This window comes from Acinetobacter lwoffii, from assembly GCF_029024105.1.
Lineage (GTDB): Bacteria > Pseudomonadota > Gammaproteobacteria > Pseudomonadales > Moraxellaceae > Acinetobacter > Acinetobacter lwoffii.
The window spans coordinates 456,520-482,377 of the sequence record NZ_CP118963.1 but is presented as its reverse complement, the minus strand read 5'-3'; the positions used below and the strand labels follow the sequence as shown (position 1 = coordinate 482,377).

The window sequence follows — 25,858 nt, the reverse complement described above, 5'->3', positions numbered from 1 at the left end:
AAACCTCAAGTGCGCTTATCCCTTAGGATGAGCAGTCGTTTTTCTCATTAACGTTTGATTATCGTATTGGTGCGAAGTGAGGTGTGATTGCAGCTGAGCCATAAAGTCCATCACTACTACCACAACAATCAGCAAAGAGGTACCACCCAAATAGAATGGAATACCAAATGAACTTTGCAATACCATCGGCATCAAACAAATGACTGCGATATAAATCGCGCCAATAAACGTCAAACGATTGAGAATATGATCTAAGTAACGAGCAGTTTGCTCACCTGGACGTATACCAGGCACGTAAGCTCCGCTGCGTTTCAAGTTCTCTGACACTTCTTTAGGACTAAATACCAGTGCTGTATAGAAGTAACAGAAAAAGATAATTAACGCACCAAAGAGCACCAAATACAACGGCTGACCAGGCGACAACACCAATGCTACATCTTGCAGGCTACGCTTAATAAATCCAGCATTTGGATCTGCACTACCCACCCACTGACCTAAGCTCGCAGGGAACAAAAGCAATGAGCTGGCAAAAATTGCCGGAATCACACCCGCCATATTAATTTTTAATGGCAAATGTGTCTGCTGTGCAGTAAATACACGACGACCTTGTTGTTTTTGAGCATAGTTTACCGGAATACGACGTTGCGCTTTCTCGATAAACACGATCGCTGCCAAAACACCCAGAGATAACAAACCAAAAATTACCAAGCCAATCAGGCTGGTCTGGCCATTATCTACAGATGAGAAAGATTGCATAATCAGATTAGGCAATCCGGCAACAATACCCGCGAAGATGATCATGGAAATACCATTCCCCACCCCACGCTCGGTAATCTGTTCACCCAACCACATCAAGAACATGGTCCCCGCAACCAATGAGGTTACTGCAGGAACATAAAAAGCCAAACCAGTATTCAGGGTAATCCCCTGACTGATCAGGCCTGCACACATACCTACCGCCTGTACTAGCGCTAAGAATAATGTGCCTTGTCGTGTGTATTGATTAATTTTACGTTTGCCTTGCTCGCCTTCTTTCTTTAAAGCTTCCAGCGAAGGAACCACAGTTGACATCAACTGCACGATAATCGATGCAGAGATGTATGGCATGATCCCGAGAGCAAGAATAGACATTCGTTCTAATGCCCCACCAGAGAACATGTTAAACAAACCAAGGATGGTACCTTGGTTTGCATTAAACAAGTTTTCTAACGCAGCATTATTGATGCCTGGTACTGGAATATGCGCTCCTAGTCGAAACACCAACAACGCACCAATGAGAAACATCATTCGACGAATAATTTCACGGTATTTCACATGAAATGGTTGGCCTTTCATCATGTTGACATGACCTGAAGAACTAGGAGTCATAGACACTGGGGATTACTCCTCGACTTTGCCGCCAGCAGCTTCAACAGCAGCTTTAGCGCCTTTAGTCAATGCAACACCTTGAACAGTGAATGCACGAGTAATTTCACCAGAAAGTACGATACGAGCACGGATCATGTCTTTACGTACAACGTTCGCAGCTTTTAAAGTTTCAAGAGACACGATGTCGCCTTCAACTTTAGCAAGCTCAGATAAACGTACTTCAGCAGTTTTCAAAGCCAATTGGCTAGTGAAGCCGAATTTAGGCAAACGACGATAAAGTGCTGTTTGACCGCCTTCGAAACCTGGACGAGTACCACCGCTCTTACGTGAGTTTTGACCTTTGACACCACGGCCACCGGTCTTACCAACGCCAGAACCGATACCACGGCCTAAACGAAGGTTGTCACGTTTAGCACCTTCTGCAGGTGCAATTGTATTTAAACGCAGAGTCATGGCTTATTCCTCTACACTAACCATATAGTAGACTTGGTTGATCATACCACGGTTAGAAGGTGTGTCTAACACTTCTACAGTATGACCAATACGACGCAGACCTAAACCTTGCAGGCTAAGCTTGTGATTTTTCAAGCGGTGCGATGCAGATTTAGTCTGGGTAACTTTAATCGTTTTCATGATTGATTACCCTTGAATTTGTTCTACTGAAAGACCACGTTTCGCAGCAACCTTTTCAGGAGTAGTCATATCACGCAAACCATTGAAAGTTGCGTTTACTACGTTAGCAGCGTTAGTAGAACCACGGCATTTAGTCAACACGTTACGTACGCCTACAGCTTCTAGAACTGCACGCATAGCGCCACCAGCAATTACACCTGTACCTTCAGAGGCAGGCTGCATGAATACGCGGCTAGCGCCGTGACGTGCATGAATTGGGTGCTGTAACGTACCATCAACAAGGTCAACAGTAATCATATTGCGACGAGCAGCTTCAAGTGCTTTAGAGATAGCAGCTGGAACTTCACGTGCTTTACCACGACCAAAACCTACGCGACCATTACCATCACCCACAACAGTTAATGCTGTGAAAGAGAAGATACGACCACCCTTAACAACTTTGGCTACACGATCAACGGCAACCAGCTTTTCAACAAGACCTTCGTTTTGTTCAACTTTAGCCATGATTAGAACTCCAAGCCGTTTTCACGAGCAGCATCAGCCAAGGCTTTGATACGACCATGATATTTAAAACCAGAACGGTCAAATGCAACTTTAGTAACACCAGCTGCTTTAGCGCGTTCTGCGATTAAAGCACCTACTTTTTGAGCTGCTTCAACGTTACCAGTTGTACCCGCACGTAGAGTAGCGTCTAAAGTAGAAGCTTGCGCTAATACTTTGCCACCATCTGCAGAGATAACTTGAGCATAGATGTGACGCGGAGTGCGGTTTACACACAAACGAGTCGCACCCAATGCACGGATGTGCAAGCGTGTGCTTTTCGCACGACGCAAACGGGATTGTTTCTTTTCGTTCATAAGAACCTCGCGCCTTATTTCTTCTTAGCTTCTTTACGAAGTACAACTTCGTCAGAATAACGAACACCTTTGCCTTTATATGGCTCTGGTGGACGGTAACCACGGATATCTGCAGCAACCTGTCCTAAAGCTGCTTTATCAGCAGATTTAAGAATGATTTCAGTTGCAGTTGGAGTTTCAGCAGTTACACCTGCAGGAAGTGCATAATCGATCGGATGAGAGAAACCAAGGTTAAGATGAACAACGTCACCTTTAACCGCAGCTTTATAACCAACACCGATAAGCTGTAACTTACGTTCGAAACCTTCGCTAACACCTTTTACAAGGTTGTTAAGCACAGCGCGAGCAGTACCAGCTTGCATCCAAGCGTCTTTCGACTCTTGTACTGGAGCAATAGCTAGAATACCGTCTTCCTGTTTAAGCTCGACCAGCGCATGCAGGTTGAAAGACAATGTACCTTTAGTGCCTTTCACTTCGACCTGCCGGCCGTTCTGAGTAACTGTTACACCGTTAGGTACAGTTACTGGGGCTTTAGCCACACGAGACATGAGGAATCACCTATTAAGAAACAAAAGCAATAACTTCACCACCAACGCCTGCAGCACGTGCAGCGCGATCAGTCATGATGCCTTTGCTTGTAGAAACAATTGCAATACCTAAACCTTGCTTAACGCTAGGAAGTGCATCTTTACCGCGATACTGACGTAGACCTGGACGGCTTACGCGCTTCACAGTTTCGATAACTGGTTTGCCTTCGAAATACTTTAAAGTCAAAGTAAGAGTTGGTTTGCCTTCAGCATCCGCAACTTCTACGTTTGAAATATAACCTTCTTGTTGAAGTAAGTTAGCAATTGCTACTTTCAACTTAGAATTAGGCATAGAAACAGTTTGTTTCTTTGCCATTTGTGCGTTACGAACACGTGTTAGCATGTCGGCAACGGTATCTTGCATACTCATCTATAGTGCTCCTTACCAGCTTGCCTTAACAACGCCAGGTACATCACCTTGCATTACTGTTTCACGTAATTTGTTACGGCTTAAACCGAACTTACGGAAGTAACCATGAGGACGACCAGTTAAACCACAACGGTTACGTAGACGTACTGGAGATGCATTACGTGGTAATGCTTGTAATTTCATCATCGCTTCGAAACGTTCTTCGTCTGATGCATTTACGTTTGCAATAACAGCTTTTAATTCAGCACGTTTTACAGCGTATTTAGCAACAGTAGCTTCGCGTTTCAATTCGCGATTAATCATACCTTTCTTAGCCATATCGACCTCTTATTTGAACGGGAAGCCGAATGCACGCATAAGCGCACGGCCTTCGTCATCGGTGCGAGCAGTCGTAGTAATGGTAATATCCATACCACGAATACGATCAATCTTGTCAAAATCGATTTCAGGGAACATGATTTGTTCCTTAAGACCCATTGAGTAGTTACCACGACCGTCGAATGATTTCGCAGAGAAACCACGGAAGTCACGGATACGAGGGATCGCAATCGAGATCAAACGGTCCAAGAATTCGTACATACGTTCGCCGCGTAAAGTAACTTTACAACCGATCGGCCAACCATCACGGATTTTAAAACCAGCGATTGATTTACGAGCTAACGTAAGTACTGGTTTTTGACCAGCGATAGCTTGCATATCTGAAAGAGCACCATCAAGGAGTTTTTTGTCAGCAGCAGCTGCGCCAACACCCATGTTGATCGTGATTTTAGTGATGCGAGGAATCTCCATCACATTCTTAACGCCCAATACTTCTTGTAATTGAGCTTTAAGTTCGTCGTTGTAACGTGTTTTAAGTCTGGCCATGGCCTATATCAACCTATTACTTCGCTACCGCCACTGATTCACCATTTGATTTGAATACGCGAGTTTTCACGCCATCAATCACTTGGTAACCAACACGGTCAGCCTTTTGGGTTGTAGCATTAAAAACTGCCACGTTTGAAATATGAAGCGAAGCTTCCTGAGTTACAACGCTACCTTCAGCGCCTGTAGCACGGTTTGGCTTCTGATGCTTCTTCACCAAGTTAAGGCCTTCAACCTTAACACGGTCATTAGAAACAGACAGAACAGTACCCTGTTTGCCTTTTTCTTTACCTGCGATCACAATTACTTGATCGCCTTTTTTAATCTTAGCCATGATCGCCTCTTATAGAACTTCAGGAGCCAATGAAATAATTTTCATGAACTGTTCAGTACGAAGTTCACGAGTCACTGGTCCGAAAATACGAGTTGCAATCGGCGCTTTGTTGTTGTTCAAAATAACAGCAGCGTTATCATCGAAACGAATCACTGAACCGTCTGCACGACGGATACCGAATTTTGTACGAACCACAACCGCATTCATCACGTCACCTTTTTTAACACGTGCGCGTGGAATTGCTTCTTTTACAGTAACTTTAATAATGTCGCCAACAGAAGCATAACGACGATGCGAGCCACCAAGTACTTTAATACATTGTACGCGGCGTGCACCACTGTTGTCTGCTACGTCGAGCATAGTTTCGGTCTGAATCATTGCCCTACTCCAAAACCGAGCAACACCGGTCGAAATTTCGAAAGGCTCAAAGAGTACTCGAAATTGACCGATGATGCAACAAGAACGTTAATTACTCAGCAGCTGCTTCAACAACTTCAACTAAAGTCCAAGACTTAGTTTTAGAAATTGGGCGGCTTTCTTTAATGGTTACAACATCACCAGCTTTCGCTGTGTTGTTCTCATCATGAGCATGTAATTTTGTTGAACGGCGGATTAATTTGCCATACAACGGGTGTTGAACTTGGCGTTCAATAAGAACAACGATAGATTTATCCATCTTGTCGCTTACAACTTTGCCAGTTAACGTGCGGACTGTTTTATCACTCATTGTCCGTTCCCCTGTTTTTCGGTAAGGAGGGTCTTAATACGAGCAATAGTCTGACGAGTAAGTGCAACTTCATGCGATTTACCCAATTGACCAGTTGCTTTCGCCATACGAAGACGGAATTGGTTAAGCTGTTGCTCATCAAGCAAAGCTGTCAACTCTTCTACCGACTTTTCACGTAGATCTTTAGTTTTCATTACATTACCGTCCGAGTCACGATAGCGGTTTTAAACGGAAGCTTAGCTGCTGCAAGCGTAAACGCTTCGCGAGCCAATTCTTCGTTAACACCATCAATTTCGTACAAGACTTTACCTGGTTTGATTTGGCAAACCCAATATTCCACAGAACCTTTACCTTTACCCATACGCACTTCAAGAGGCTTAGAAGTAATCGGCTTGTCCGGGAATACACGGATAAAGATCTTACCACCACGCTTAATACGACGGCTAATTGTACGACGCGCTGCTTCAATTTGACGCGCAGTCATTTGACCACGTTCAACTGATTTAAGTGCAATAGTACCGAAAGATACTGTGCTACCGCGGTGTGCTAGACCAGTGTTACGGCCTTTCTGCACTTTACGGAATTTAGTACGCTTAGGTTGCAACATGGATTATTCTCCTTTTTCAGCAGAACGATCATTGCGACGACCACGACGCTCTTGACCTTCACCACGACCACGACCGCGTTTAGCTGGACGCTCTTCTGCTGGAGCTGGGTTCATGACTTGTTTCATGCCGCCCAAGATCTCACCACGGAAGATCCAAACTTTAACACCGATCGTACCGTAAGTAGTCTCAGCACGCATAGTCGCATAGTCGATATCTGCACGAAGCGTATGTAGAGGTACACGACCTTCACGATACCACTCAGTACGAGCAATCTCAGCACCACCTAAACGGCCTGAAACTTCTACTTTGATACCTTTAGCACCAGCACGCATGGTGTTTTGTACCGCACGCTTCATAGCACGACGGAACATTACACGTTTTTCCAATTGAGAAGCGATAGCTTCAGCAACTAGACGCGCGTCTAAGTCTGGACGATCAATTTCATTGATACTTACTTGCGCAGGAACACCCATAATAGATGTCAATTCGCGTTGTAGTTTCTCAATATCTTCGCCTTTTTTACCGATCACGATACCTGGACGAGCAGTGCTAATAGTTACTTTAGCAGCGCCTGTAGGGCGTTCGATAAGAATATTGCTGATCATCGCGTTTTTAAGTTTTTTGATCAAAAACTCACGAACTTGAAGATCTTTAAGCAAGTATTCAGCGTATTGTTTCGGATTCGCATACCAGTTAGCGTTATGACGTTTCACAACACCTAGGCGGATACCGATTGGATGAACCTTCTGACCCATATCAAACCCCTACCTTAACGGTGATGTGACAAGTACGCTTAGTAATACGATCTGCACGGCCTTTAGCACGTGGCATAATACGTTTCAGGCTCATGCCTTCATCAACGTAGATCGTAGAAACTTTAAGGTCGTCTACATCTAAACTGTTATTGTGTTCAGCATTTGCAATCGCAGATTCCAACGCTTTCTTAACTAGAACTGCAGCTTTTTTGTTGCTGAAGTTAAGGATGTTAAGAGCGTGCGCAACAGATTTGCCGCGGATAAGATCTGCAACCAAACGAGCTTTTTGTGCCGAGATAGCGGCACCGCGTAATTTAGCAGTTACTTCCATCATAGCACCCATTAACGTTTAGATTTCTTGTCAACACCGTGACCGCGATAGGTACGAGTTGGTGCAAATTCACCAAGCTTGTGACCAACCATGTGCTCAGAAACGATCACAGGAACGTGGTTACGGCCATTGTGTACAGAAATTGTTAAACCAACAAAATCCGGGAGGATCATCGAACGACGCGACCAAGTTTTGATCGGCTTACGGTTATTAGCCGCGATAGCCGCTTCAACCTTAGCGAACAAGTGCGCATCGACGAATGGGCCTTTTTTCAGAGAACGAGGCATTGTCAGATTCCTTTACTTGTTACTTAACGCGACGGTCGCGAATAATCATCTTAGTCGTACGCTTATTGGTACGTGTCTTGTACCCTTTAGCTTTTTGACCCCATGGGCTTACAGGTTGAATACCTTTGTTACGCCCTTCACCACCACCATGTGGATGGTCAACTGGGTTCATCGCCATACCACGAACGGTAGGACGAACACCACGCCAGCGTGATGCACCAGCTTTACCTAGTGAACGAAGGTTGCTTTCTGAGTTAGATACTTCACCTAACACAGCACGGCATTCAACGTGAATTTTACGCATCTCGCCTGAACGCAGACGAACGATAGCGTAAGAACCGTCACGACCCAACAGCTGAACTGAAGTACCAGCTGAACGAGCTAACTGCGCGCCTTTACCGATTTTAAGTTCGATGTTGTGAAGAGTAGAACCGATAGGCATGTTGCGAAGCGGCAAGCAGTTACCTGGACGAATTGGAGCATCGTTACCAGACTGTACTTTATCGCCAGCGCGAAGGCCTTTAGGAGCGATGATATAACGACGCTCACCATCAGCATACAATACAAGTGCAATGTGTGCAGTACGGTTAGGATCGTATTCGATACGCTCTACAGTTGCAGGAATACCATCTTTGTTACGTTTAAAATCAACTAGACGGTAGTGCTGCTTGTGACCGCCACCAACGTGACGAGTCGTGATGTGACCGTTATTATTACGGCCGCCAGTACGTTTTTTAGCTTCAACCAACGGAGAGTATGGTGCGCCTTTGTGAAGGTGATCGTGAACCACTTTCTCTACAAAGCGACGTCCTGGAGACGTTGGCTTACATTTTTGAATAGGCATAATTCTCGTCCTTATTCCGCTGTGCTTTCAGCGGTATCGCCCAAGTCAGCCATTTCAACATCTTGGCCAGCTTTCAGGGTGACGTATGCTTTTTTAACATCAGAACGACGTCCTAATGTTTTACCAAAGCGTTTAGACTTACCTTTAGTGATAGTCGTGTTAACTTTAACAACTTCCACACCAAAGAGTTGTTCCACTGCTTTTTTGATTTCAAGCTTGTTTGCATTTAATGCAACTTTAAACACTTGAACACCAGCAGTTTCACCTAAAACTTGTGCTTTTTCTGAGAATACAGGTCCTTGCAGGACTTGATAGATACGTTCGTTGTTCATCCGAGTTCTACCTCAATTTTCTTAGCAGCAGCTACAGACATAACAACTTTGTCGAACGCAATCAAGCTAACCGGATCGATTGCAGCAGCATCAACCACATCAACGTGTGGAATGTTGCGCGCAGCAAGATACAGGTTCTCATCAACAGCATCAGTAACGATCAATGCGCGAGTCGCATTCAAGTCGTTAAGTTTTGCAAGCAATTCTTTAGTTTTTGGAGCTGCAACAGCAAACTCTTCAACTAAAACTAAGCGATCTTGACGAACAAGTTCAGCTAGGATGCATTGCATAGCACCGCGGTACATTTTACGGTTTACTTTTTGAGACCAGTCTTGTGGACGAGCAGCAAAAGTTTTACCACCGCCAACCCAGATTGGGCTACGAATAGAACCAGCACGAGCGCGGCCAGTACCTTTTTGACGGAATGGCTTGCGACCACCGCCAGAAACGTCTGCACGTGATTTCTGAGCTTTTGAACCTTGACGGCCACCAGCTAAATAAGCTGTAACCACTTGGTGAACAAGAGCTTCATTAAATTCACGACCGAACGCAACTTCTGATAATTCAACAGCAGAGCCGGAAACAGTATTTAAATTCACGTTATTTCCCCTCAGGCCTTGATCGTAGGACGAACGATTACGTCGCCACCAGTAGCACCAGGAACCGCGCCTTTAACAACTAGAACTGAACGTTCTGTGTCGATAGCAACGATCTCAAGACCCTGTGTAGTTACGCGTTCAGCACCTAAATGGCCAGCCATTTTTTTGCCTTTGAATACGCGACCAGGAGTCTGGTTTTGACCAGTAGAACCTAAAACACGGTGAGAAACTGAGTTACCGTGAGTTGCATCTTGCGTACGGAAGTTCCAACGCTTAACACCACCTTGGAAACCTTTACCTTTAGATTGACCAGTTACGTCAACAACTTGACCAACTTGGAACAATTCAACGGTAAGCGTACCACCAACCTCACGACCTTCAAGATCAGCTTCTGTAGCACGGAATTCTTGAACTAGACGACCAGCTGCAACACCCGCTTTCGCGAAGTGGCCTTTCTGAGCGTTAGTTACGCGAGATTCGCGACGTTCACCAGTAGTGATTTGAATCGCTTGATAACCATCAGTTTCAAGCGTTTTGATTTGAGTGATGCGGTTAGGATCAACCTCAATCACTGTAACAGGCACAGAAACACCAGCATCTGTAAAGATACGTGTCATACCGCACTTGCGACCGACTAAACCAATAGCCATGTGCATAAACCTCTAAAAAAGCGGCCTAATTAACTTAGAGTGTTAATTAACCCGAAAGCCTTAACCCAATGCGATCTGAACATCAACACCAGCTGCAAGATCTAACTTCATCAATGCATCTACAGTTTTGTCTGTAGGTTGAACGATGTCGATCAAACGCTTGTAAGTACGGATTTCGTACTGGTCACGCGCGTCTTTGTTTACGTGTGGTGATGTTAAAACGTTAAAACGTTCAATGCGTGTTGGCATTGGAATTGGACCACACACTTGTGCGCCAGTACGTTTTGCGGTTTCTACGATTTCTTGAGCTGATTGATCAATCAGGCGATGATCAAAAGACTTAAGACGGATACGAATTCTCTGGTTAGACATACCAGTAAACTCCAAGCCAAATATATAAAGAATCACTCTTGACGCATCTCACCCCACTTTATGTGGGCAAGTGTCAAGAGCAGTGAAATATCACTAAGGTCATGATCGATGCCACGACTGTAACGATAGTTAACTACTTTATTCGCAGTTAACCCCCTTCCTATTGAAGGGTCGCTTATTATAGCCATTGTTTAATGCATAAGCAAATCTCTTTTATGGTTTTATCCAAGTTTTCAATTTATGACTTAAAACAATAGTTTATTGTGTAAATATTAGGCAGTTTTTGCCAGAACATATTCTATAGCACGATTTAATATCTGATTTCCTTCAATAAATTTTTGCTTCGTGGTTTTTTTTAATTCAAATAAATTTTGCACATATTTTCCTGAAAATTGCACAAGCTCTTCTTCATTTTCCAAAAACAATGCCAGGGTTTCCGGCGTGATTTCAGGATGAAACTGGAAGCCCAATACATTTCTGCCCAACTGGTACATCTGATTACGACAGGCTTCATTTTCTGCCAGATGGACTGCACCTTTGGGCAATTCAAATGTTTCATTGTGCCATTGCAGAATATTAAACTGCTCCGGCAGGCTAAAACACGTCTCTGGTAGATTCGCCACTCTGTGCACCGTGGTCCACCCCAATTCTTGTTCTGGATTGCGACTAACACCTGCACCCAAAGCATTTGCAATCAACTGCCCACCCAGACACAGGCCAATTGCCGGTTTACCATGCGAAAGATAGCGACGCAACCAGCGTTTTTCTATTTTTAACCAAGGGAAATTTGCTTCATCATTCACACTCATGGTTCCCCCCATAATGATCAGCAAATCCACCTCTTCCACTGCAGGCAGCGCCTCGATCTCCAGCGGCCGATCCACGGGTAAAGCAAAAAATTCAGTCGCGGTAATGTGCGCCTGATGCTGCTTTAAAAATTCATAACAACTACCAAAACCTTCACCAGCAATATGCTGAAAATAATGCACTTTTAAATGCGACTTCATGCTCCTCAACCTATTTTTTTAGCTATATAGATTTAGGTTTTGCAAAAATGAAGCCAACTTTTTATAAGACTTGTTGTTTTTAAACAATTCACAACGTAACTGGCAGTGAGTCACAGATTCTCTTAAGCTAGAGTAATATTTGATTACATTTGAGCGCATTCACGTGAAACAAGACTCTCAAACTCGCCTGATTCATGCACCACGAAAGGCTCCTCAAGCGATTTCCACCATTCAACCTCCCCTCTATCGTGCATCGACCATTATCTTTAACAATACCGATGCCCTGTTTAATCGCCATTGGACCGATGACTATGATTATAGTTATGGCACGCATGGCACGCCTACGACCTTTACGCTGGGCGATAACATCGCACAACTCGAAGGTGGTTTATATCACCTGCTCGCACCGAGTGGTTTATCCGCGATTAATCTCGTGAATTCTTGCTTTTTAAGCCAGGGCGATGAGGTTTGGGTAGCTGACAATATCTATGGTCCAAACATGGAGCATTTACGCAATATGGAAAAGCGTTATGGAATTACGGTTAAGGTCTACAATCCCATAGAGCTTGATACATTTCAGCCTACAGATAAAGCCAAACTGATCTGGCTCGAGGCTGCTGGCTCAGTCACCTTGGAATTTCCGGATCTGGCTGGTTTAGTGAAAAAAGCTCAGGCACACAATATTCTTACTGCGCTGGATAATACCTGGGGCGCAGGTCTGGCTTTTGATGCCTTTGATTTTAGTGAAGAGCATTTAAGTGTAGATATGACGGTACATGCACTGACCAAATATCCAAGCGGCGGTGGTGATATCCTGATGGGCTCAGTGGTTACGCGAGATAAGACCCTGCATCACAAACTGTTCCGTGCGCATGCCATTCAGGGCATTAGTGTTTCTGGTGATGATGTGGCACAGATACAACGTAGTCTGGCTTCGATGCAACTGCGATATCAACATCAATCCAGCAGTGCGCTTACATTAATGACATGGCTTAAACAGCAAACCGAGTTTGTGCAAGTACTTCATCCTTCAGATCCGGACAGTGCAGGCCATCAGTACTGGAAAGAAATTTGCAAGCAAGGTGATAGTGCCGGCCTGGTCAGCGTGATCTTTGACAGCACATACGTAATGCAGGATATCCGGAATTTCTGTGATAGCTTAAAACTGTTTAAGCTTGGCTTTAGTTGGGGTGGCCCTGTCAGTCTGGTCATGCTATATAACTTAAAAGACATGCGTGTGCTGGAACATTCACACTTAAAAGACGGCTTGCTGGTTCGTTTCTGTATTGGACTGGAATATCCGGAAGATTTGATTCAAGATATTCAGCATGCACTAGAACAAATGAAAAAACTTAAAAACGAATAATAAATAACAGGAAAAGCTATGGGTAGACCAATTGTTATTGCTAAAAAAACTGCGGATACCACACAGGATATTGTGCTGCATTCCCAACTTGCCAATCGACATGGCTTGATTGCAGGTGCCACTGGTACCGGAAAGACTGTGACTTTAAAAGTATTGGCGGAGAGCTTTTCTCGAATTGGTGTACCTGTATTCCTCGCCGATGCCAAAGGCGATGTGTCCAGCCTGGCCAAAGCAGGTGAAAGCAGCCCCAAGTTTGATGAACGGATTAAAAGTCTCAATATCGAGTCCATTCCTTTTGCAGCCTCACCAGTGGTGTTTTGGGATTTATTTGGCGAACAGGGTCATCCGATTCGCACTACCATTTCTGAAATTGGCCCGCTGCTGCTGGCGCAAATACTGAATCTGAATGACACCCAGGAAGGCGTTTTATCTGCCGTGTTTCGGATTGCCGATGATCAGGGTTTATTGCTGATCGACTTTAAAGACCTGAAAGCGATGCTGAGTTATGTCTCTGAGCATGCGGCTGACTTTAAAGCTGAATATGGCAATCTTTCACCCGCCAGTCTCGGTGCGATTCAACGTAATTTGTTAGCACTGGCTGACCAAGGCGGTGACCAGTTTTTTGGCGAGCCGGCGCTGGATCTGATGGACTTTTTGCAGACGGATAGTCAAGGACGTGGCAATATCAATTTGTTGGCGGCTGACAAGCTGATGAATACGCCTAAGCTATATGCCACGTTCTTACTCTGGATGCTCTCCGAGCTGTTTGAACAGCTTCCCGAAGTCGGCGATCTGGACAAACCTAAACTGGTGTTTTTCTTTGATGAAGCCCATCTCTTATTTGATAATGCCAGCCCTGCCCTGCAAGAAAAAATTGAGCAGGTGGTGCGTCTAATTCGCTCGAAAGGTGTAGGGATTTATTTTGTCACGCAAAATCCGTTGGACTTACCTGAAAGTGTCTTAGGCCAGCTCGGCAATCGGGTTCAACATGCTTTGCGGGCTTTCACTCCCAAAGATCAAAAAGCAGTGAAAACCGCAGCAGAGACTTTCCGAGCCAATCCTGAATTTAAAGTCGATCAGGTGATTACCGAGTTAGCAGTAGGTGAGGCTCTAATTAGCTGCCTGGATGAAAAGGGCATTCCACAAATTGTAGAGCGTGGCTGGGTCATGCCGCCGCATTCATCCTTTACACCGATCTCGCTTGAAGAACGCAAGGCTCTCATGCAGCAAAGTATTGTCGCCGGTATTTATGAGCAGCCAGTCGATCGGGACAGCGCCCACGAAATGCTGCAAAACAAGGTCGCAGAACGCCAGCAACAGGCTCAGGCCGCCGAATTTGCCAAACAACAAAGCAAGGAACAAGAAGCTCTTGCCAAGCAGCAAATTAAAGAACAGGAACGTCTGGCACGAGAACAGCAAAAAGAAGCTGAACGCGCAGCCAAGCAACGAGAAAAACTGACTCAGGATATTGTCGGCACCTTTGCCAAAAGTGCTGCCCGCAGCCTGGGCGGGAGTACTGGGCAGAAAATTGTGCGCGGCTTACTGGGTTCGCTGTTTGGCCGCAAATAATCCCGCTCTTTTTCCGATCATCATCACACTTTTTATGGGATATTCTTATATCCCATAATTTTTTTATGGTTCTATGACTATGTGCTATTGTAAAGCCATTTTAAAAGATGTAATTTAAATATATCTTTTAAAAAACACCTGTAGACGGCTCTCATGACTCCACAACATATTGAACTTGTACAAGCGACTGTTCCTGTTTTACGTGAAAACGGCGTAGCACTTACCACGTATTTCTATAACCGCATGCTGAAAAACCATCCAGAGTTGAAAAACACCTTCAACATGGATCATCAAAGTACTGGCCGTCAACCACGTGCCTTGGCTGCCGCAGTACTTGCCTATGCCGAAAACATTACCAATCCGGGCGTTTTGGCCAAAGCCATCGAACGCATTACCACTAAACATGTCAGCCTGGATATTCAACCGGATCAATATGCGATTGTCGGTGAGAATCTGTTGCACTCGATCAGCGAAGTTTTAGATGTACCCATGGACTCAGACCTGATTGCAGCCTGGAAAGAAGCGTATATGCAACTGGCAGATATTTTGATTGGTGTGGAAAAATCTAAATATGCCACCCTAGCTTCTGAAAATGGTGGCTGGGCGGGCTGGCGCGAATTTGAAGTAGCAGCAGTCAATGATACCGACGCAGGTAAAATCTTTACACTTAAAGCTAAAGATGGTGCAGCGATTGCAAGTGCTGAAGCCGGTGAACATATTTCAGTACGTGTACAGGTGCCTGAACAGCACATTCGTCAACCACAACAGTTTAGCTTTGATCAGGCGCAAAACGAGCAATATCAAATTACTGTGAAAGCGGAAGAAAATCCAACCGCATTCTCGGTTGCACAGACACTGATCGACCACTACAAAGTTGGTGATGTAGTTGAAGTGTCTGCCCCGCTCAAGCTTTAATTGCAAAAACGGTTTAGACTAGCTTCAGATTCTGATTAAAAGCTCCATTCGTGGAGCTTTTAGCATTCAATTCTTTCATTTTCTAGCTGTTGATCTTATGCAACTCAATAAATTCACTGACTATGCGCTTCGGATCCTGATGTATGTCGCACAGCCACGTGATCTCCCCTATACCATTGCAGAGCTTGCCGAGCGCTTGCAGGTTTCACAAAATCATGCCATGAAAATCGTGCACTTTATGGCGAAACAGGACTGGCTGATCACCACACGTGGCAAAGGTGGCGGCATACGTTTAAATCCGGCAAGCCTGAACCTTCGACTGGGACAGATTGTGCGGATCCTGCAACGCGACAGCAATGTAGTGGAATGCAATAGCCCACCCTGCGTATTACGTCCAACCTGTGGTTTAAAAGGCATTCTAGATGATGCGGTGGAACAGTTTTATAGCAGTCTGGACCAATATGTGCTTAAAGATGTGATTACGCCAAAAAATGCACGTTTCAGTACAAATTCTCCGATCGGCCTGATTAATCTTTAAAGTCTTCCGGGTCAGGTCTTGTGACTTATTCTTGCGGCAAAGTTCGCTTGCCTGTGCGACTTCCTTTATAATGTTTCATTGTAGATCATTTATTGAAGTTGAGTTATGCACCACAGCAGAGGAAAATCCAAAAACAGTAAGACAGCCCATGCGCCTAAGCAAAAGATCAGCTATGAGAAAAAAGTTGATTCTGCCATTACTGAATATTCTGTGCGCGCACTCAACTGGCTACGCAAAGCCGAATTTTTAATGAGTGCACCCAAACTCAGTCTTTGTGTAGAAGATACAGGCTATGAAATTGCTTTTGCCGGCCGCTCGAATGCAGGTAAGTCTAGTGCGATTAATGCCCTGACTAACCAGAAACAGCTGGCACGTGCATCGAAAAAACCTGGCCGCACCCAGATGATCAACTTTTTCAGTCTGGGTAATCCGGATCAGCGTCTGGTCGACTTACCCGGTTATGGTTATGCGGCTGTGCCTGAAAAAATGAAACTGGTCTGGCAAAAAGAACTGGAAAACTACCTGATTCATCGCCAGAGCTTACAAGGCCTGGTATTGTTGATGGATATCCGTCATCCCCTGCAACACTTCGATGTGATGATGCTGGAATGGGCTTATTCCCGCCAGTTGTTCGTGCATGTCTTGTTAACCAAGTCAGATAAACTAAACCGTGGTCCTGCATCCAAAGCCTTGCAGGAAGTCAAAGCGGCATTGAAAAAGATGAAGCTGGATTTCTCGATTCAACTGTTTTCCTCCATGAACAAACAAGGTTTAGAAGAACTGGCCAGTGTCATGGGTGGACGTTTGAACTTTACCTTAGATCAAGCTTCTGAATATGATCTGGACAGTATTCCGGAAGCATCAGTGCATGATTTGAATGAATCCGATGAACCGCTTGAAGAACTTGAACTTAGTGAAGCTGATTCTGAGCATGCTGAAGTATCGATGCATGCTTTAAATGAAGCTGAAGAACCACTTGAATTGCTTGATCAGGATCAATCCGAGCTTAAGGCTGCAGATGAGCTGAATCAGAATAAGCATTCAGCGGATTAAGATCCATATCACCGGAATGGTCTGGGATCGTTCTTGATTTATTTAAAATCAGCTAAAACTCACCTTATAAAAAAGCAGGTTAAATACCTGCTTTTTTTATTTGTCTTTTGACTATTTTAACTGTCCGTAACTTGTGGTTCTGGTTCACGCGTATGCCGGTCCACCACCACGCTGATCATCATATCCCCTTGAACATTTACCACTGTACGTACGGTATCCAGTAAACGGTCGATCGGTAAAAGAATGGCAATCGCCTCGGCAGGTAAACCGACCGATTGCAAGACCATAATCATGGTCACCATACCGGCACTCGGAATTCCTGGTGCACCTAAGGATGCAATCATCGCCGTGGCGCAGACGACCAGTTGCTGCCCCAGACTCAGATCCAGTCCCATTAAATTGGCAATAAATAATGCTGCTGCCGCTTCATACAGTGCTGTGCCATCCATATTCAACTGTGTACCAAGTGGAATCACAAAGCCTGCGGTATGTGGACGTACTCCTAAATTTTCCTGTGCGCATTTCATTGACAAGGGCATGGTGGCCGAACTGGAACTGGTAGCAAAGGCAGTAATCAGAGCAGCTCGTGTGCCTTTAAAGAACGTGACCGGATCCATCTTGCCGAAAACCCATAGCAATAAAGGCAAGACCACGATGCCATGAAAAATCGTCGTGCCGGTAACCACCGCAGCGAATTCAGCCAGACGACTGAGGACTGAAACATCTTCAGTGGCAATTAATTTAGCCAATAAGGCAAAAATACCAAGCGGTGCCAGTTTCATCACCCAGCCAATCATCAACATCATGATTTCGAAAAACTGGTGACTCAGCTTGCGCACAGTACGAAACTTATCCCCACCTGCCACCAGTGCCACACCAACAAATAAGGCAAAGACTACCACCGCCAAGACATTGCCATCGGCAAAAGCTTTAAACGGATTGATCAGGGTATTCTGAATAAAATTGGTAAAGAAAGATGAAGGTGTCAGGGTATCTGGCGTTTGATGTTGCGCCATGGCATCCTGGAACATCAGCACATCAACACCCTTACCGACATCAAACAAATGCGCACACGCCAGACCTAAAATGAGCGCCAAGGTGGTGGTGGTCACACAGCACATCAGGGTGATTTTCCAGGTGCGGCTTAGCTGCCCACCCGCCTGCAGATTGGATACGCCGACCACGATCGAGCTAAAAATCAGCGGCACTAACAGCATTTTTAACAAGCCAATAAAAATGCTGCTGACGATACCGATGCCATATAAGCTGACATCAAAAAATGAGGTCTGCGGAAATATCGTCAATAGAAATCCAAACAGCACCCCCAATACGGCGGCAATTAGAATTTGCGTATTTAAGCTCATCTTTTCATGCATTTTTAATATTGATCTTAAGCCGCACTATGCCATGCGAATTCTACAGAATCGAGTAATATTTTATAAACGCGGCGTGAGGACATGATATCAAATGGCCATTTTCATCCGGCTTAAAAACAAAAAGCCGAATCAGGGATTCGACTTTTTGAGCAGGAAGAAAAATTACTGTGTTTCGATTTCACGTAAACGGATCAAGCCTTCCTGAGAGGTACTGCAGACCAGCTCACCGTTCTGCCACATCCGGCCAAAATTCAGGCCACGCGAACTGGCGCTTTGGGTGGCATCCATATCGTAAAGCATCCACTCATCCGCACGGAACGGTTTATGGAAGTACATGGCATGGTCAATACTGGCACATTGCAAACTTGGCGAGATATAGCTCAGACCATGTGGACGAAGCGCTGTGGTCATCAAGGTAAAATCAGAATAGAAAGCAGCAATAGCCTGATGCAAGGAGATCTGATCGACTTCTGCAGCAATACGGTCATGCGTACGGATATAGTGCGCATAAGACGGTGCTTCAGGTTGAGGCTGGAATGGATTTTGCGGATTGACCGGACGAATTTCCACATGACGATCACGAGTGAAAGATGCACGGACATTTTCCGGAATAAACTCAATAATCTGTTTGATCAGTTCCGCTTCATTTTTCAGGCTTTCTGCCGGTGGATATTCAGGCTCTGAAATCTGGTAATTTAGCCCTTCTTCCTGATGCGCGAAAGACACCATACACATGAAAATGGTACGGCCATGCTGAATAGCGCGCACCTGACGGCTGACAAAGCTCTTGCCGTCACGGATACGATCCACTTCATAAATAATCGGTGCATTGACATCCCCGCCAAACAGAAAATAGGCATGTAATGAATGTGCTGGACGATCTGTGGTATAAGACGCGGCGCGTAGTGCCTGCCCTAAAACCTGCCCACCGAACACGCGCTTGCCCACCAGATTCCGGCTGATTCCCCGGAAAATGTTTTCTTCTAACTTTTCTAAGCTAAGCAGCTCGACCAGTTCCTGTGTTAAGGCATTCATAAGCAACCTATCTAATATTGGAGATATCCAAAATGGAAAAACGGATCTAAATAATTGATCTGGAATATTCTGCCACAAAATCAGACCGAAACTCTAAAGTTTGCATGACTGTTCTGTCATACTGATGTCATAAGTGACTAGGAAAAGCACCTGCTTTCACGCTAAAATTGAAGCACTTCTGTTGAAGTTGTTAAAAAAAGATATATTGTTTCGCTTTAGAAACCCGCAAAATAAATTCCCTCAGAAGTCCTGTGGTTTTGGTCAGTAAAATTAGGAGCAGCTATGTCCAAGAATGGCTTTGGTCAAATGTATCGCAAGCTTTCAAGTAAGTTACTTGATCTTGTGGTTACCCCTCATGTTCTTGGGGAAGTACCAAGTGAAGTGACAGCGCCTGAATCTGATCAGACTGCAGCAGAATCGCAGAAACTGGTCTGCTACGTTTTACAGAACCATTCGCGTAGTAATGCACTGGTTGTCGATGCAGAAACGCGACGCTTAAAATTGCCGGCTGCACTTGATCCAATGCAACTGGGCAATAATAAGGAAAAAGCATCGGTACTGTTTTTACAGCATCATGATGAAAATAACCTGTTGAGTTCTCCCCCGCATGCTTTCCCGCCGCGCCTGTTACGTCTGATTGAAATCCTGGAACAGCATCCTGAGCTGGATGTCGAACTGGTTCCGGTAACAGTACTTTGGGGACGTGAACCTGAGAAAGAAGATTCCTGGTTTAAGCTTTTATTTACCGATACTTGGTCTACGCCAAGCCGGGTCAAACAACTGGTCAATATCGGCCTGCATGGTCGCCAGTCTTATTTAGAGTTTCATGAACCGCAATCTTTACGCACCTTGATTAACTTTGCCAAAGAGACGCATCCAAATTCAGCGCCAGCAACTTATATTGTCAGCACTTTAAATGATTACCTGGATGGTCAGCGTGAAGTCATTCTCGGGCCGGATCTGTCCGACCGCCGTAATGTGATGCATGGTCTGATCAAGTCGCCAGATGTACAGGCGGCGATTCGCAATGACAGTATTCGCAGCAAAATCTCGATGCTGGAGTCTGAACGTCGCGCCATCGGTTATCTGAACGAAATCGTTTCCGACTATTCTCATTCTACCGTACGTTTTGCCGACAAGGCCCTGACCCGCTTATGGACCCAGCTTTATGACGGCGTGGAAGTGCATAATTTCAGTACCGTGCGTGAATTGGCCAAGGATTATGAAATTGTCTATACCCCATGTCACCGCAGTCACATTGACTATTTATTATTGTCTTATGTGATCTATCGCCGTGGCTTGATGGTGCCGTATATTGCCGCGGGCGATAACCTCAATATGCCTTTTGTCGGTCAGATTTTACGTGGTGGTGGCGCTTTCTTTATTCGCCGTACTTTCCGCGGCAACGCGCTCTATACTACGGTGTTTAAAGAATATCTGTATAGCGTCCTGTCACGTAATACCCCGCTAGAATATTTTATTGAAGGTGGCCGTTCACGTACCGGTCGTTTGCTACCGCCAAAAACCGGGATGCTGGCAATGACCGTGCATGGTCATTTACGTGGCAAGTCCAAACCGATTGTATTTGTACCGACCTATATCGGCTATGAACGCCTAATGGAAGGTGGTACCTATGTCGGTGAGATGAGTGGTAAGCCAAAAGAAGCCGAGTCTATTTTTGGTATTTTGAAAACCCTGCGCAAGATTGAACGTATTTTTGGCAAGGTGCACCTGAACTTTGGTAAACCGGTATTTCTGGATGATATCCTGAAACAGCATGGTGCAGAAAATATCAAGATCGAAAAGAACGATGATCCGGTTCCACAAGCGGTTTCTGACGCGGTGAATAGCTCTGCACAGGCTATTCTGGAAAATATTAACAGTGCAGTCGTGATCAATCCGGTATCGTTATTATCTTTAATCTTGCTGGCCACGCCAAAACATACGCTGGATGAAGAAATCTGTATCAAACAGCTGGATACCTATCGCACCTTGCTCACCGCCCTGCCTTATGATGAACGCATGCAGGTTACACCGCTGTCAGGCAAAGAAATAATTGCCTATGCAATGAAGCTGAAACTGATCAAACGGGTGAAGCATGTACTGGGAGATATTATTGCGATTGAGGATAATCAGGCGGTTCTGCTAACTTACTTCCGTAATAATATTGTGCATACTTTTATATTGCCATCCCTGATTGCAGCCCTGACTGAACATAACGGCACCATCCGCCGTCATGATGTGATCAATATCAGCAGCACCCTATATCCGTTCCTCAAAGCCGAACTGTTCTTAAAATGGCATGAAGACGAGATTCAGGATCAGGTGAATGCGCATATTGATAGCTTAATTGCCTCGAAACTGATTACACAAGATGGTGAAAACCTGATTGCACCTGCACCAAATACAGAAGCACATCATCAGCTTGAGGTTCTAGCTGCACCCGTGACTCAAAGTCTGGAACGCTACTATATGACTTTGGCACTGATTACCCAGCGCGGTTCAGGCAATATCTCGACCCGTCAGGTGGAAGAGCTGAGTTATCTGGTTGGGCAGCGCCTGTCTGTACTGTACGAATTCAACTCACCTGAGTTCTTCGACAAAGCCCTATTCCAAAGCTTTATTAAAGTCTTAACCCAAAAAGGTTATCTGTGTACCAATGAAGACAATGCCATTGTCTTTGATGAACAGCTGACCAATGTGGCGCAGTATGCAGATCTGGTACTGGATGAAGTGAAGTTGCAGATGCTGCATCACATCACCGACTTTACGGATGAAGAACTGAAAGAAGCTTTGGATGCAGTTGCGGCTGAACAAGCCAAGAAACGCGCGAAGCGGAAGAAGAAGTAAGGCTTTTTATTCCCTCTCCTTTCAGGAGAGGGTTAGGGAGAGGTAATTTAAAAAGCCCTTCTCCTGACCTCCCTTCGAGAAAGGGAAGAATATTCCTCTTTTACAAGGAGGAGCTAAGAATTATTTTTCCTCATCAACCCCAAATAATCCTCATAACAATCTGGATGCTCTAACTCAAATCCCATTTTCTGCATTCGGGTCGCATAAAGCTTCTTACCTGTCACCTGCTCACTTTCTACTTTAAGCAAAGGAAGCCCCATCTGCTTTTGGAACCATTGCAATATTTCATGCATTAATTTTGGATCGTTGTTTGTCACAATATAAGAATTTTCAGGATGTTCCACGTGAATCATCTGTGATAAGAAACGTGATAAATCTTCAATGTGAATCCGGTTGGACCAGTGCAGATTCGGATATCTCAACATCGAGGCGGCCATTTTTTGTAGGCGTTCTACCGATGCTCCATAAATCCCACTTGGACGAATGATGGTACATTTCTCAGGATAAGCAGTGAAATAAGCCTGCTCCATCTGCTGCAAGATTTTGCTCTGAGCATCATTCGGGTGAATTTCAGTTTCGTCATCTACGATTTCACCGGCATCTTGCCCATAGACCCGGGTGGATGACACCACCACAATCTGTTTCACCGGATGCTGTTTCAAGGCAGCCACAATAGGCTGAACAGAATCCAGATAGGTTTGCTGATAGCCTTCAACCGTACTTTGTTTTGGACTAAGTAATACATAGACCCAGTCAATCGGTGTAACTGCTGTTAAATCCAGTTTATGCACATCCTGAATCAGATGAGTTGCGAATGAATCTGTTTTGGGACTCTGGCTAATTGTGCTAATTTGATGACCTTGCTCAAATAGTTGTTTAGCCACACGTCGGGATGTTTTACCATAACCGGTAAATAAAATATGCATTGAGCACCGAATCACAAATCTGGTTGAGGGGACATGGCTGCAGTCCATCAGTTACAAGGCGTTGGCAATGCCGCCGCTTCATTACTCGAAAAACTAAATATCTTCAATACTGATGATTTGCTTTTTCATCTACCACGTGACTATGAAGACCGTAGCACGATCATTCCCATGAATCAATTGAGCGTGGGACGCAGTTATCTGCTGGAAGGGATCGTTAAAGGTGTAGATTTTCCACCCGGTAAACGCAAATCTATGGCTGTGCTGCTGGATGATGATTTTGGCAAGGTTACTTTACGTTTTTATCATATCTATAAAGGTATTACTGACCGCTGCAAACTGGGTAACCGTTTAAGAATTTTTGGTGAAGTGCGGGTCGGTGCGCGCGGTCTGGAAATGTATCATCCCGAACTGCAAGTCATTACTGAGGACACACCTTTACCTCAAACCCAGCTCACGGCGATTTACCCTGCGACTGAAGGCCTGACCCAACCCAAAATACGGGATTATATTCAGCAGGCCTTGGCTCAATACAGCGACCATCTGCCTGAACTACTGCCAGCAAAATTTAGCAATGGTTATGCACTGAAACAGGCACTGGAATATATCCATCACCCGCCAGTCAATGCCAATATGCTGCAACTAGCACAAGGCTCACATCCTGCACAGCAGCGCCTGATCTTTGAAGAACTGGTAGCGCATCAGATCAGTTTATTGACACGTCGGGCCTTTATTCAGCAAGTCGAAGCGCCTTCATTTGCGCCCAGTAAAACCTATGCCAAACAGCTCTTAGCCAGTCTGGCTTTTGAAATGACCGGTGCGCAAAAACGTGTATCCAGAGAAATCGTGCAGGATTTAAAAAGCAATAAACCGATGTTGCGTCTGGTGCAAGGCGATGTCGGCGCGGGTAAAACCCTGGTGGCTGGTGTCGCAGCTTGCCATGCACTGGAAGAAGGCTGGCAAGTGGCGTTGATGGCACCGACCGAGATTCTGGCCGAGCAGCATTATCTGAACTTTAAACGCTGGTTTGAGCCTTTGGGCTTAAATGTAGCCTGGCTTTCCGGCAAGCAGAAAGGTAAAGCTCGCGCCGCAGCGGAACAGGTGATTCGGGATGGCAGCGCCCATCTGGTGATCGGAACGCATGCCCTGTTTCAGGAAAATGTCGAGTTTGCCAAACTGGGTCTGGTGATTATTGATGAACAGCACCGCTTTGGTGTGGATCAGCGCCTTGCACTCAGAAATAAAGGGCTAGATGGTATGTCTCCGCATCAACTGGTGATGACTGCGACTCCGATTCCCCGCACACTGGCCATGTCTGCCTATGGTGATCTGGATACCTCGGTGATTGACGAGCTGCCGCCGGGCCGTACCCCGATTCAGACCGTGACCATTCCATTAGATCGACGCGAAGAAGTCTTGCAACGGATTGCCAGCAACTGTGCTGAAGGTAAGCAGGCATATTGGGTGTGTACACTGGTAGAACAGTCCGAAACCCTGGATGCTCAGGCCGCAGAAGCGACCTTTGCCGAAATTCGCGAGCGCTTTCCTGCGCTGAATATCGGACTGGTACATGGCAAGATGAAAGCCGATGAAAAACAGGCGGTAATGCAGCAGTTTAAAAATAATGAATTACAGCTCCTGATTGCCACCACCGTGATCGAAGTCGGGGTAGATGTACCCAATGCTTCCATCATGGTAATTGAAAATGCTGAACGTCTGGGCCTATCTCAATTGCATCAGTTACGGGGCCGGGTCGGTCGTGGCGCCAAAGCCAGTTTCTGTGCCCTACTGTATAAACATCCGCTGTCTCAAAATGGTCAGGAACGCTTAAGAATCATGCGCGAAACTAATGATGGTTTCATGATTGCCGAGAAAGACCTGGAATTGCGTGGCCCAGGTGAGTTGCTCGGGACCAAACAGACTGGCGACATGAATTTCCGTGTGGCCAAACTGGAACGGGATGATCACCTGCTCAATCAGGCACATTACGTGGCTCAGCAGATGCTCAAGGATTATCCAGATCAGGCTGAAGCATTATTGCAACGTTGGCTACCGGAAGCACCACGCTATGCCTATGTTTAAACTACTGGAACATGGAAAACTCTGGCTGACTCGCCTACAACCCTGCCAGCTGTGTCTAACCGATCATCAGGCCATTCATTCAGTCTGTGAAGATTGCTGGCGACAATTACCCTGGACACATCAAACCATTCAACGACAGGAAATGCAGTTCCAGATTGCCTGCAACTATGCCTACCCGATGGATCGTTTAATTCAACTGTTTAAATATGAACAGAAACTGCATTTGCAAAATTTACTGGCAGGTGCACTGTTAAGTTTAGACCTGCCTAAAGTCAGTGCAATAGTACCGATGCCGATCTCGAATGAGCGTCTGGCCGAGCGCGGTTATAATCAATCTTTGGTACTGGCCAAACATGTGGCAAAACAGCTGAATGTACCCATCTGGCAACCGATTACCCGACTAAAACAACATTCACAGAAAGGTCTAAGCCGACTGGAGCGGATTGAAGACATCCAGTCGCAATTCCAGATCAGCACCATTTCCAAGCTGCGGTATCGTCGGGTGCTGATTATTGATGATGTGGTGACAACCGGCAGTTCGATTCGGGCACTGAGCCAAACACTTGAACAACTGGGCTGTCAAAAAATTTATGCAGCCTGTCTGGCAGGCGCGCAAATCTGAAAAT

The 25,858-nt window shown here is 45.3% G+C and carries 32 protein-coding genes and 2 pseudogenes; 8 read left to right on the top strand and 26 right to left on the bottom strand.

Features of this window, described 5'->3' with window-relative positions:
• Nucleotides 1–15: 15 nt before the first annotated feature.
• From secY to PYW33_RS02055, 23 genes and pseudogenes are all read right to left on the bottom strand, one after another.
• Entirely contained in the window at nt 16–1,335 is a 1,320-nt protein-coding gene (gene secY, locus PYW33_RS02165) for a preprotein translocase subunit SecY (RefSeq protein WP_171057005.1), read from the bottom strand.
• Nucleotides 1,336–1,380: 45 nt separating this feature from the next.
• On the bottom strand, nt 1,381–1,821 hold the full coding sequence (rplO, locus tag PYW33_RS02160) for a 50S ribosomal protein L15 (protein WP_004281494.1): 441 nt from the start codon (nt 1,819–1,821) through the stop codon (nt 1,381–1,383).
• A gap of 3 nt (nt 1,822–1,824) precedes the next feature.
• Nucleotides 1,825–2,001 carry a 50S ribosomal protein L30 gene (gene rpmD, locus PYW33_RS02155; RefSeq protein ID WP_004281495.1) on the bottom strand — a complete coding sequence of 59 codons (177 nt, stop codon included), beginning with the start codon at nt 1,999–2,001 and terminating at the stop codon, nt 1,825–1,827.
• 6 nt (nt 2,002–2,007) lie between these two features.
• Complete coding sequence (gene rpsE / locus PYW33_RS02150) at nt 2,008–2,505, bottom strand: 30S ribosomal protein S5 (protein WP_004281496.1); 498 nt, start codon at nt 2,503–2,505, stop codon at nt 2,008–2,010.
• Nucleotides 2,506–2,507: 2 nt separating this feature from the next.
• A complete protein-coding gene (rplR, locus tag PYW33_RS02145) occupies nt 2,508–2,858 on the bottom strand; it encodes a 50S ribosomal protein L18 (RefSeq protein ID WP_004281497.1) in 351 nt (116 codons plus the stop codon).
• Between the two features lie 14 nt (nt 2,859–2,872).
• Nucleotides 2,873–3,406 (bottom strand): 50S ribosomal protein L6, encoded by a 534-nt coding sequence (gene rplF, locus PYW33_RS02140; RefSeq protein ID WP_004645059.1) that lies wholly within the window; start codon nt 3,404–3,406, stop codon nt 2,873–2,875.
• Nucleotides 3,407–3,419: 13 nt separating this feature from the next.
• Nucleotides 3,420–3,815: a 30S ribosomal protein S8 gene (rpsH, locus tag PYW33_RS02135; RefSeq protein WP_004281499.1), complete on the bottom strand. Its 396-nt coding sequence runs from the start codon at nt 3,813–3,815 to the stop codon at nt 3,420–3,422.
• Nucleotides 3,816–3,827: 12 nt separating this feature from the next.
• Nucleotides 3,828–4,133 carry a 30S ribosomal protein S14 gene (gene rpsN, locus PYW33_RS02130; RefSeq protein ID WP_004645058.1) on the bottom strand — a complete coding sequence of 102 codons (306 nt, stop codon included), beginning with the start codon at nt 4,131–4,133 and terminating at the stop codon, nt 3,828–3,830.
• A gap of 9 nt (nt 4,134–4,142) precedes the next feature.
• Entirely contained in the window at nt 4,143–4,679 is a 537-nt protein-coding gene (gene rplE, locus PYW33_RS02125) for a 50S ribosomal protein L5 (protein WP_004645057.1), read from the bottom strand.
• Between the two features lie 16 nt (nt 4,680–4,695).
• Nucleotides 4,696–5,013, bottom strand: coding sequence for a 50S ribosomal protein L24 (gene rplX / locus PYW33_RS02120; protein WP_004281502.1), 318 nt, complete (start codon nt 5,011–5,013; stop codon nt 4,696–4,698).
• 9 nt (nt 5,014–5,022) lie between these two features.
• Nucleotides 5,023–5,391: a 50S ribosomal protein L14 gene (gene rplN, locus PYW33_RS02115; protein WP_004281503.1), complete on the bottom strand. Its 369-nt coding sequence runs from the start codon at nt 5,389–5,391 to the stop codon at nt 5,023–5,025.
• Between the two features lie 91 nt (nt 5,392–5,482).
• Nucleotides 5,483–5,740 carry a 30S ribosomal protein S17 gene (gene rpsQ, locus PYW33_RS02110; protein ID WP_004281504.1) on the bottom strand — a complete coding sequence of 86 codons (258 nt, stop codon included), beginning with the start codon at nt 5,738–5,740 and terminating at the stop codon, nt 5,483–5,485.
• Nucleotides 5,737–5,934 (bottom strand): 50S ribosomal protein L29, encoded by a 198-nt coding sequence (rpmC, locus tag PYW33_RS02105; protein WP_004281505.1) that lies wholly within the window; start codon nt 5,932–5,934, stop codon nt 5,737–5,739. The genes rpsQ and rpmC overlap by 4 nt, the downstream gene beginning before the upstream one ends.
• Nucleotides 5,934–6,347, bottom strand: coding sequence for a 50S ribosomal protein L16 (gene rplP / locus PYW33_RS02100; RefSeq protein ID WP_004281506.1), 414 nt, complete (start codon nt 6,345–6,347; stop codon nt 5,934–5,936). Before rplP ends, rpmC begins: the two co-directional genes overlap by 1 nt.
• Nucleotides 6,287–7,103, bottom strand: a pseudogene (rpsC, locus tag PYW33_RS02095) (30S ribosomal protein S3). The gene rplP and the pseudogene rpsC overlap by 61 nt, the downstream one beginning before the upstream one ends.
• A gap of 1 nt (nt 7,104) precedes the next feature.
• Nucleotides 7,105–7,434, bottom strand: coding sequence for a 50S ribosomal protein L22 (gene rplV / locus PYW33_RS02090; RefSeq protein WP_001982638.1), 330 nt, complete (start codon nt 7,432–7,434; stop codon nt 7,105–7,107).
• Nucleotides 7,435–7,445: 11 nt separating this feature from the next.
• Nucleotides 7,446–7,721, bottom strand: coding sequence for a 30S ribosomal protein S19 (gene rpsS, locus PYW33_RS02085; RefSeq protein ID WP_004281508.1), 276 nt, complete (start codon nt 7,719–7,721; stop codon nt 7,446–7,448).
• Nucleotides 7,722–7,740: 19 nt separating this feature from the next.
• On the bottom strand, nt 7,741–8,565 hold the full coding sequence (gene rplB, locus PYW33_RS02080; protein ID WP_004281509.1) for a 50S ribosomal protein L2: 825 nt from the start codon (nt 8,563–8,565) through the stop codon (nt 7,741–7,743).
• A gap of 11 nt (nt 8,566–8,576) precedes the next feature.
• Nucleotides 8,577–8,897 (bottom strand): 50S ribosomal protein L23, encoded by a 321-nt coding sequence (rplW, locus tag PYW33_RS02075; RefSeq protein ID WP_004281510.1) that lies wholly within the window; start codon nt 8,895–8,897, stop codon nt 8,577–8,579.
• Nucleotides 8,894–9,496: a 50S ribosomal protein L4 gene (rplD, locus tag PYW33_RS02070; RefSeq protein WP_004281511.1), complete on the bottom strand. Its 603-nt coding sequence runs from the start codon at nt 9,494–9,496 to the stop codon at nt 8,894–8,896. The genes rplW and rplD overlap by 4 nt, the downstream gene beginning before the upstream one ends.
• An 11-nt stretch (nt 9,497–9,507) precedes the next feature.
• Nucleotides 9,508–10,146 carry a 50S ribosomal protein L3 gene (rplC, locus tag PYW33_RS02065; protein ID WP_004645054.1) on the bottom strand — a complete coding sequence of 213 codons (639 nt, stop codon included), beginning with the start codon at nt 10,144–10,146 and terminating at the stop codon, nt 9,508–9,510.
• A gap of 60 nt (nt 10,147–10,206) precedes the next feature.
• Entirely contained in the window at nt 10,207–10,518 is a 312-nt protein-coding gene (rpsJ, locus tag PYW33_RS02060; protein ID WP_000070912.1) for a 30S ribosomal protein S10, read from the bottom strand.
• A 272-nt stretch (nt 10,519–10,790) separates the two neighbouring features.
• Nucleotides 10,791–11,525 carry a type 1 glutamine amidotransferase gene (locus PYW33_RS02055; RefSeq protein WP_004645052.1) on the bottom strand — a complete coding sequence of 245 codons (735 nt, stop codon included), beginning with the start codon at nt 11,523–11,525 and terminating at the stop codon, nt 10,791–10,793.
• Nucleotides 11,526–11,688: 163 nt separating this feature from the next.
• On the opposite strand from PYW33_RS02055, the gene PYW33_RS02050 reads away from it, so the two are divergent.
• The 5 genes and pseudogenes from PYW33_RS02050 to yihA all read left to right on the top strand — a co-directional run.
• Nucleotides 11,689–12,891, top strand: coding sequence for a PLP-dependent transferase (locus tag PYW33_RS02050; protein WP_004645051.1), 1,203 nt, complete (start codon nt 11,689–11,691; stop codon nt 12,889–12,891).
• Between the two features lie 18 nt (nt 12,892–12,909).
• Nucleotides 12,910–14,460, top strand: a complete 1,551-nt coding sequence (locus PYW33_RS02045; protein ID WP_004645050.1) for a helicase HerA-like domain-containing protein — start codon at nt 12,910–12,912, stop codon at nt 14,458–14,460.
• Between the two features lie 153 nt (nt 14,461–14,613).
• Nucleotides 14,614–15,375 (top strand): globin domain-containing protein, encoded by a 762-nt coding sequence (locus PYW33_RS02040; RefSeq protein WP_004281516.1) that lies wholly within the window; start codon nt 14,614–14,616, stop codon nt 15,373–15,375.
• A gap of 97 nt (nt 15,376–15,472) precedes the next feature.
• Nucleotides 15,473–15,913, top strand: coding sequence for an RrF2 family transcriptional regulator (locus PYW33_RS02035; protein WP_016806778.1), 441 nt, complete (start codon nt 15,473–15,475; stop codon nt 15,911–15,913).
• 105 nt (nt 15,914–16,018) lie between these two features.
• Nucleotides 16,019–16,795: pseudogene (gene yihA, locus PYW33_RS02030) on the top strand (ribosome biogenesis GTP-binding protein YihA/YsxC); the annotation flags it as partial.
• Between the two features lie 287 nt (nt 16,796–17,082).
• Here the strand turns inward: yihA and PYW33_RS02025 are convergent.
• Both PYW33_RS02025 and PYW33_RS02020 read right to left on the bottom strand, forming a co-directional pair.
• Entirely contained in the window at nt 17,083–18,330 is a 1,248-nt protein-coding gene (locus tag PYW33_RS02025; RefSeq protein ID WP_016806779.1) for a dicarboxylate/amino acid:cation symporter, read from the bottom strand.
• Nucleotides 18,331–18,504: 174 nt separating this feature from the next.
• Nucleotides 18,505–19,377, bottom strand: a complete 873-nt coding sequence (locus PYW33_RS02020) for an acyl-CoA thioesterase (protein WP_004645045.1) — start codon at nt 19,375–19,377, stop codon at nt 18,505–18,507.
• A 282-nt stretch (nt 19,378–19,659) separates the two neighbouring features.
• On the opposite strand from PYW33_RS02020, the gene plsB reads away from it, so the two are divergent.
• Nucleotides 19,660–22,227: a glycerol-3-phosphate 1-O-acyltransferase PlsB gene (gene plsB / locus PYW33_RS02015; RefSeq protein ID WP_004645044.1), complete on the top strand. Its 2,568-nt coding sequence runs from the start codon at nt 19,660–19,662 to the stop codon at nt 22,225–22,227.
• A gap of 113 nt (nt 22,228–22,340) precedes the next feature.
• Here plsB and PYW33_RS02010 read toward each other — a convergent pair whose 3' ends face one another.
• Nucleotides 22,341–23,153: an NAD-dependent epimerase/dehydratase family protein gene (locus tag PYW33_RS02010; RefSeq protein ID WP_004645043.1), complete on the bottom strand. Its 813-nt coding sequence runs from the start codon at nt 23,151–23,153 to the stop codon at nt 22,341–22,343.
• A 33-nt stretch (nt 23,154–23,186) separates the two neighbouring features.
• Between PYW33_RS02010 and recG the strand changes: the two genes are divergently transcribed.
• Together recG and PYW33_RS02000 are read left to right on the top strand one after the other, a co-directional pair.
• Nucleotides 23,187–25,232, top strand: coding sequence for an ATP-dependent DNA helicase RecG (gene recG, locus PYW33_RS02005; RefSeq protein ID WP_004645042.1), 2,046 nt, complete (start codon nt 23,187–23,189; stop codon nt 25,230–25,232).
• On the top strand, nt 25,219–25,854 hold the full coding sequence (locus PYW33_RS02000; RefSeq protein WP_004645041.1) for a ComF family protein: 636 nt from the start codon (nt 25,219–25,221) through the stop codon (nt 25,852–25,854). Before recG ends, PYW33_RS02000 begins: the two co-directional genes overlap by 14 nt.
• The last annotated feature ends 4 nt before the right edge of the window (nt 25,855–25,858 follow it).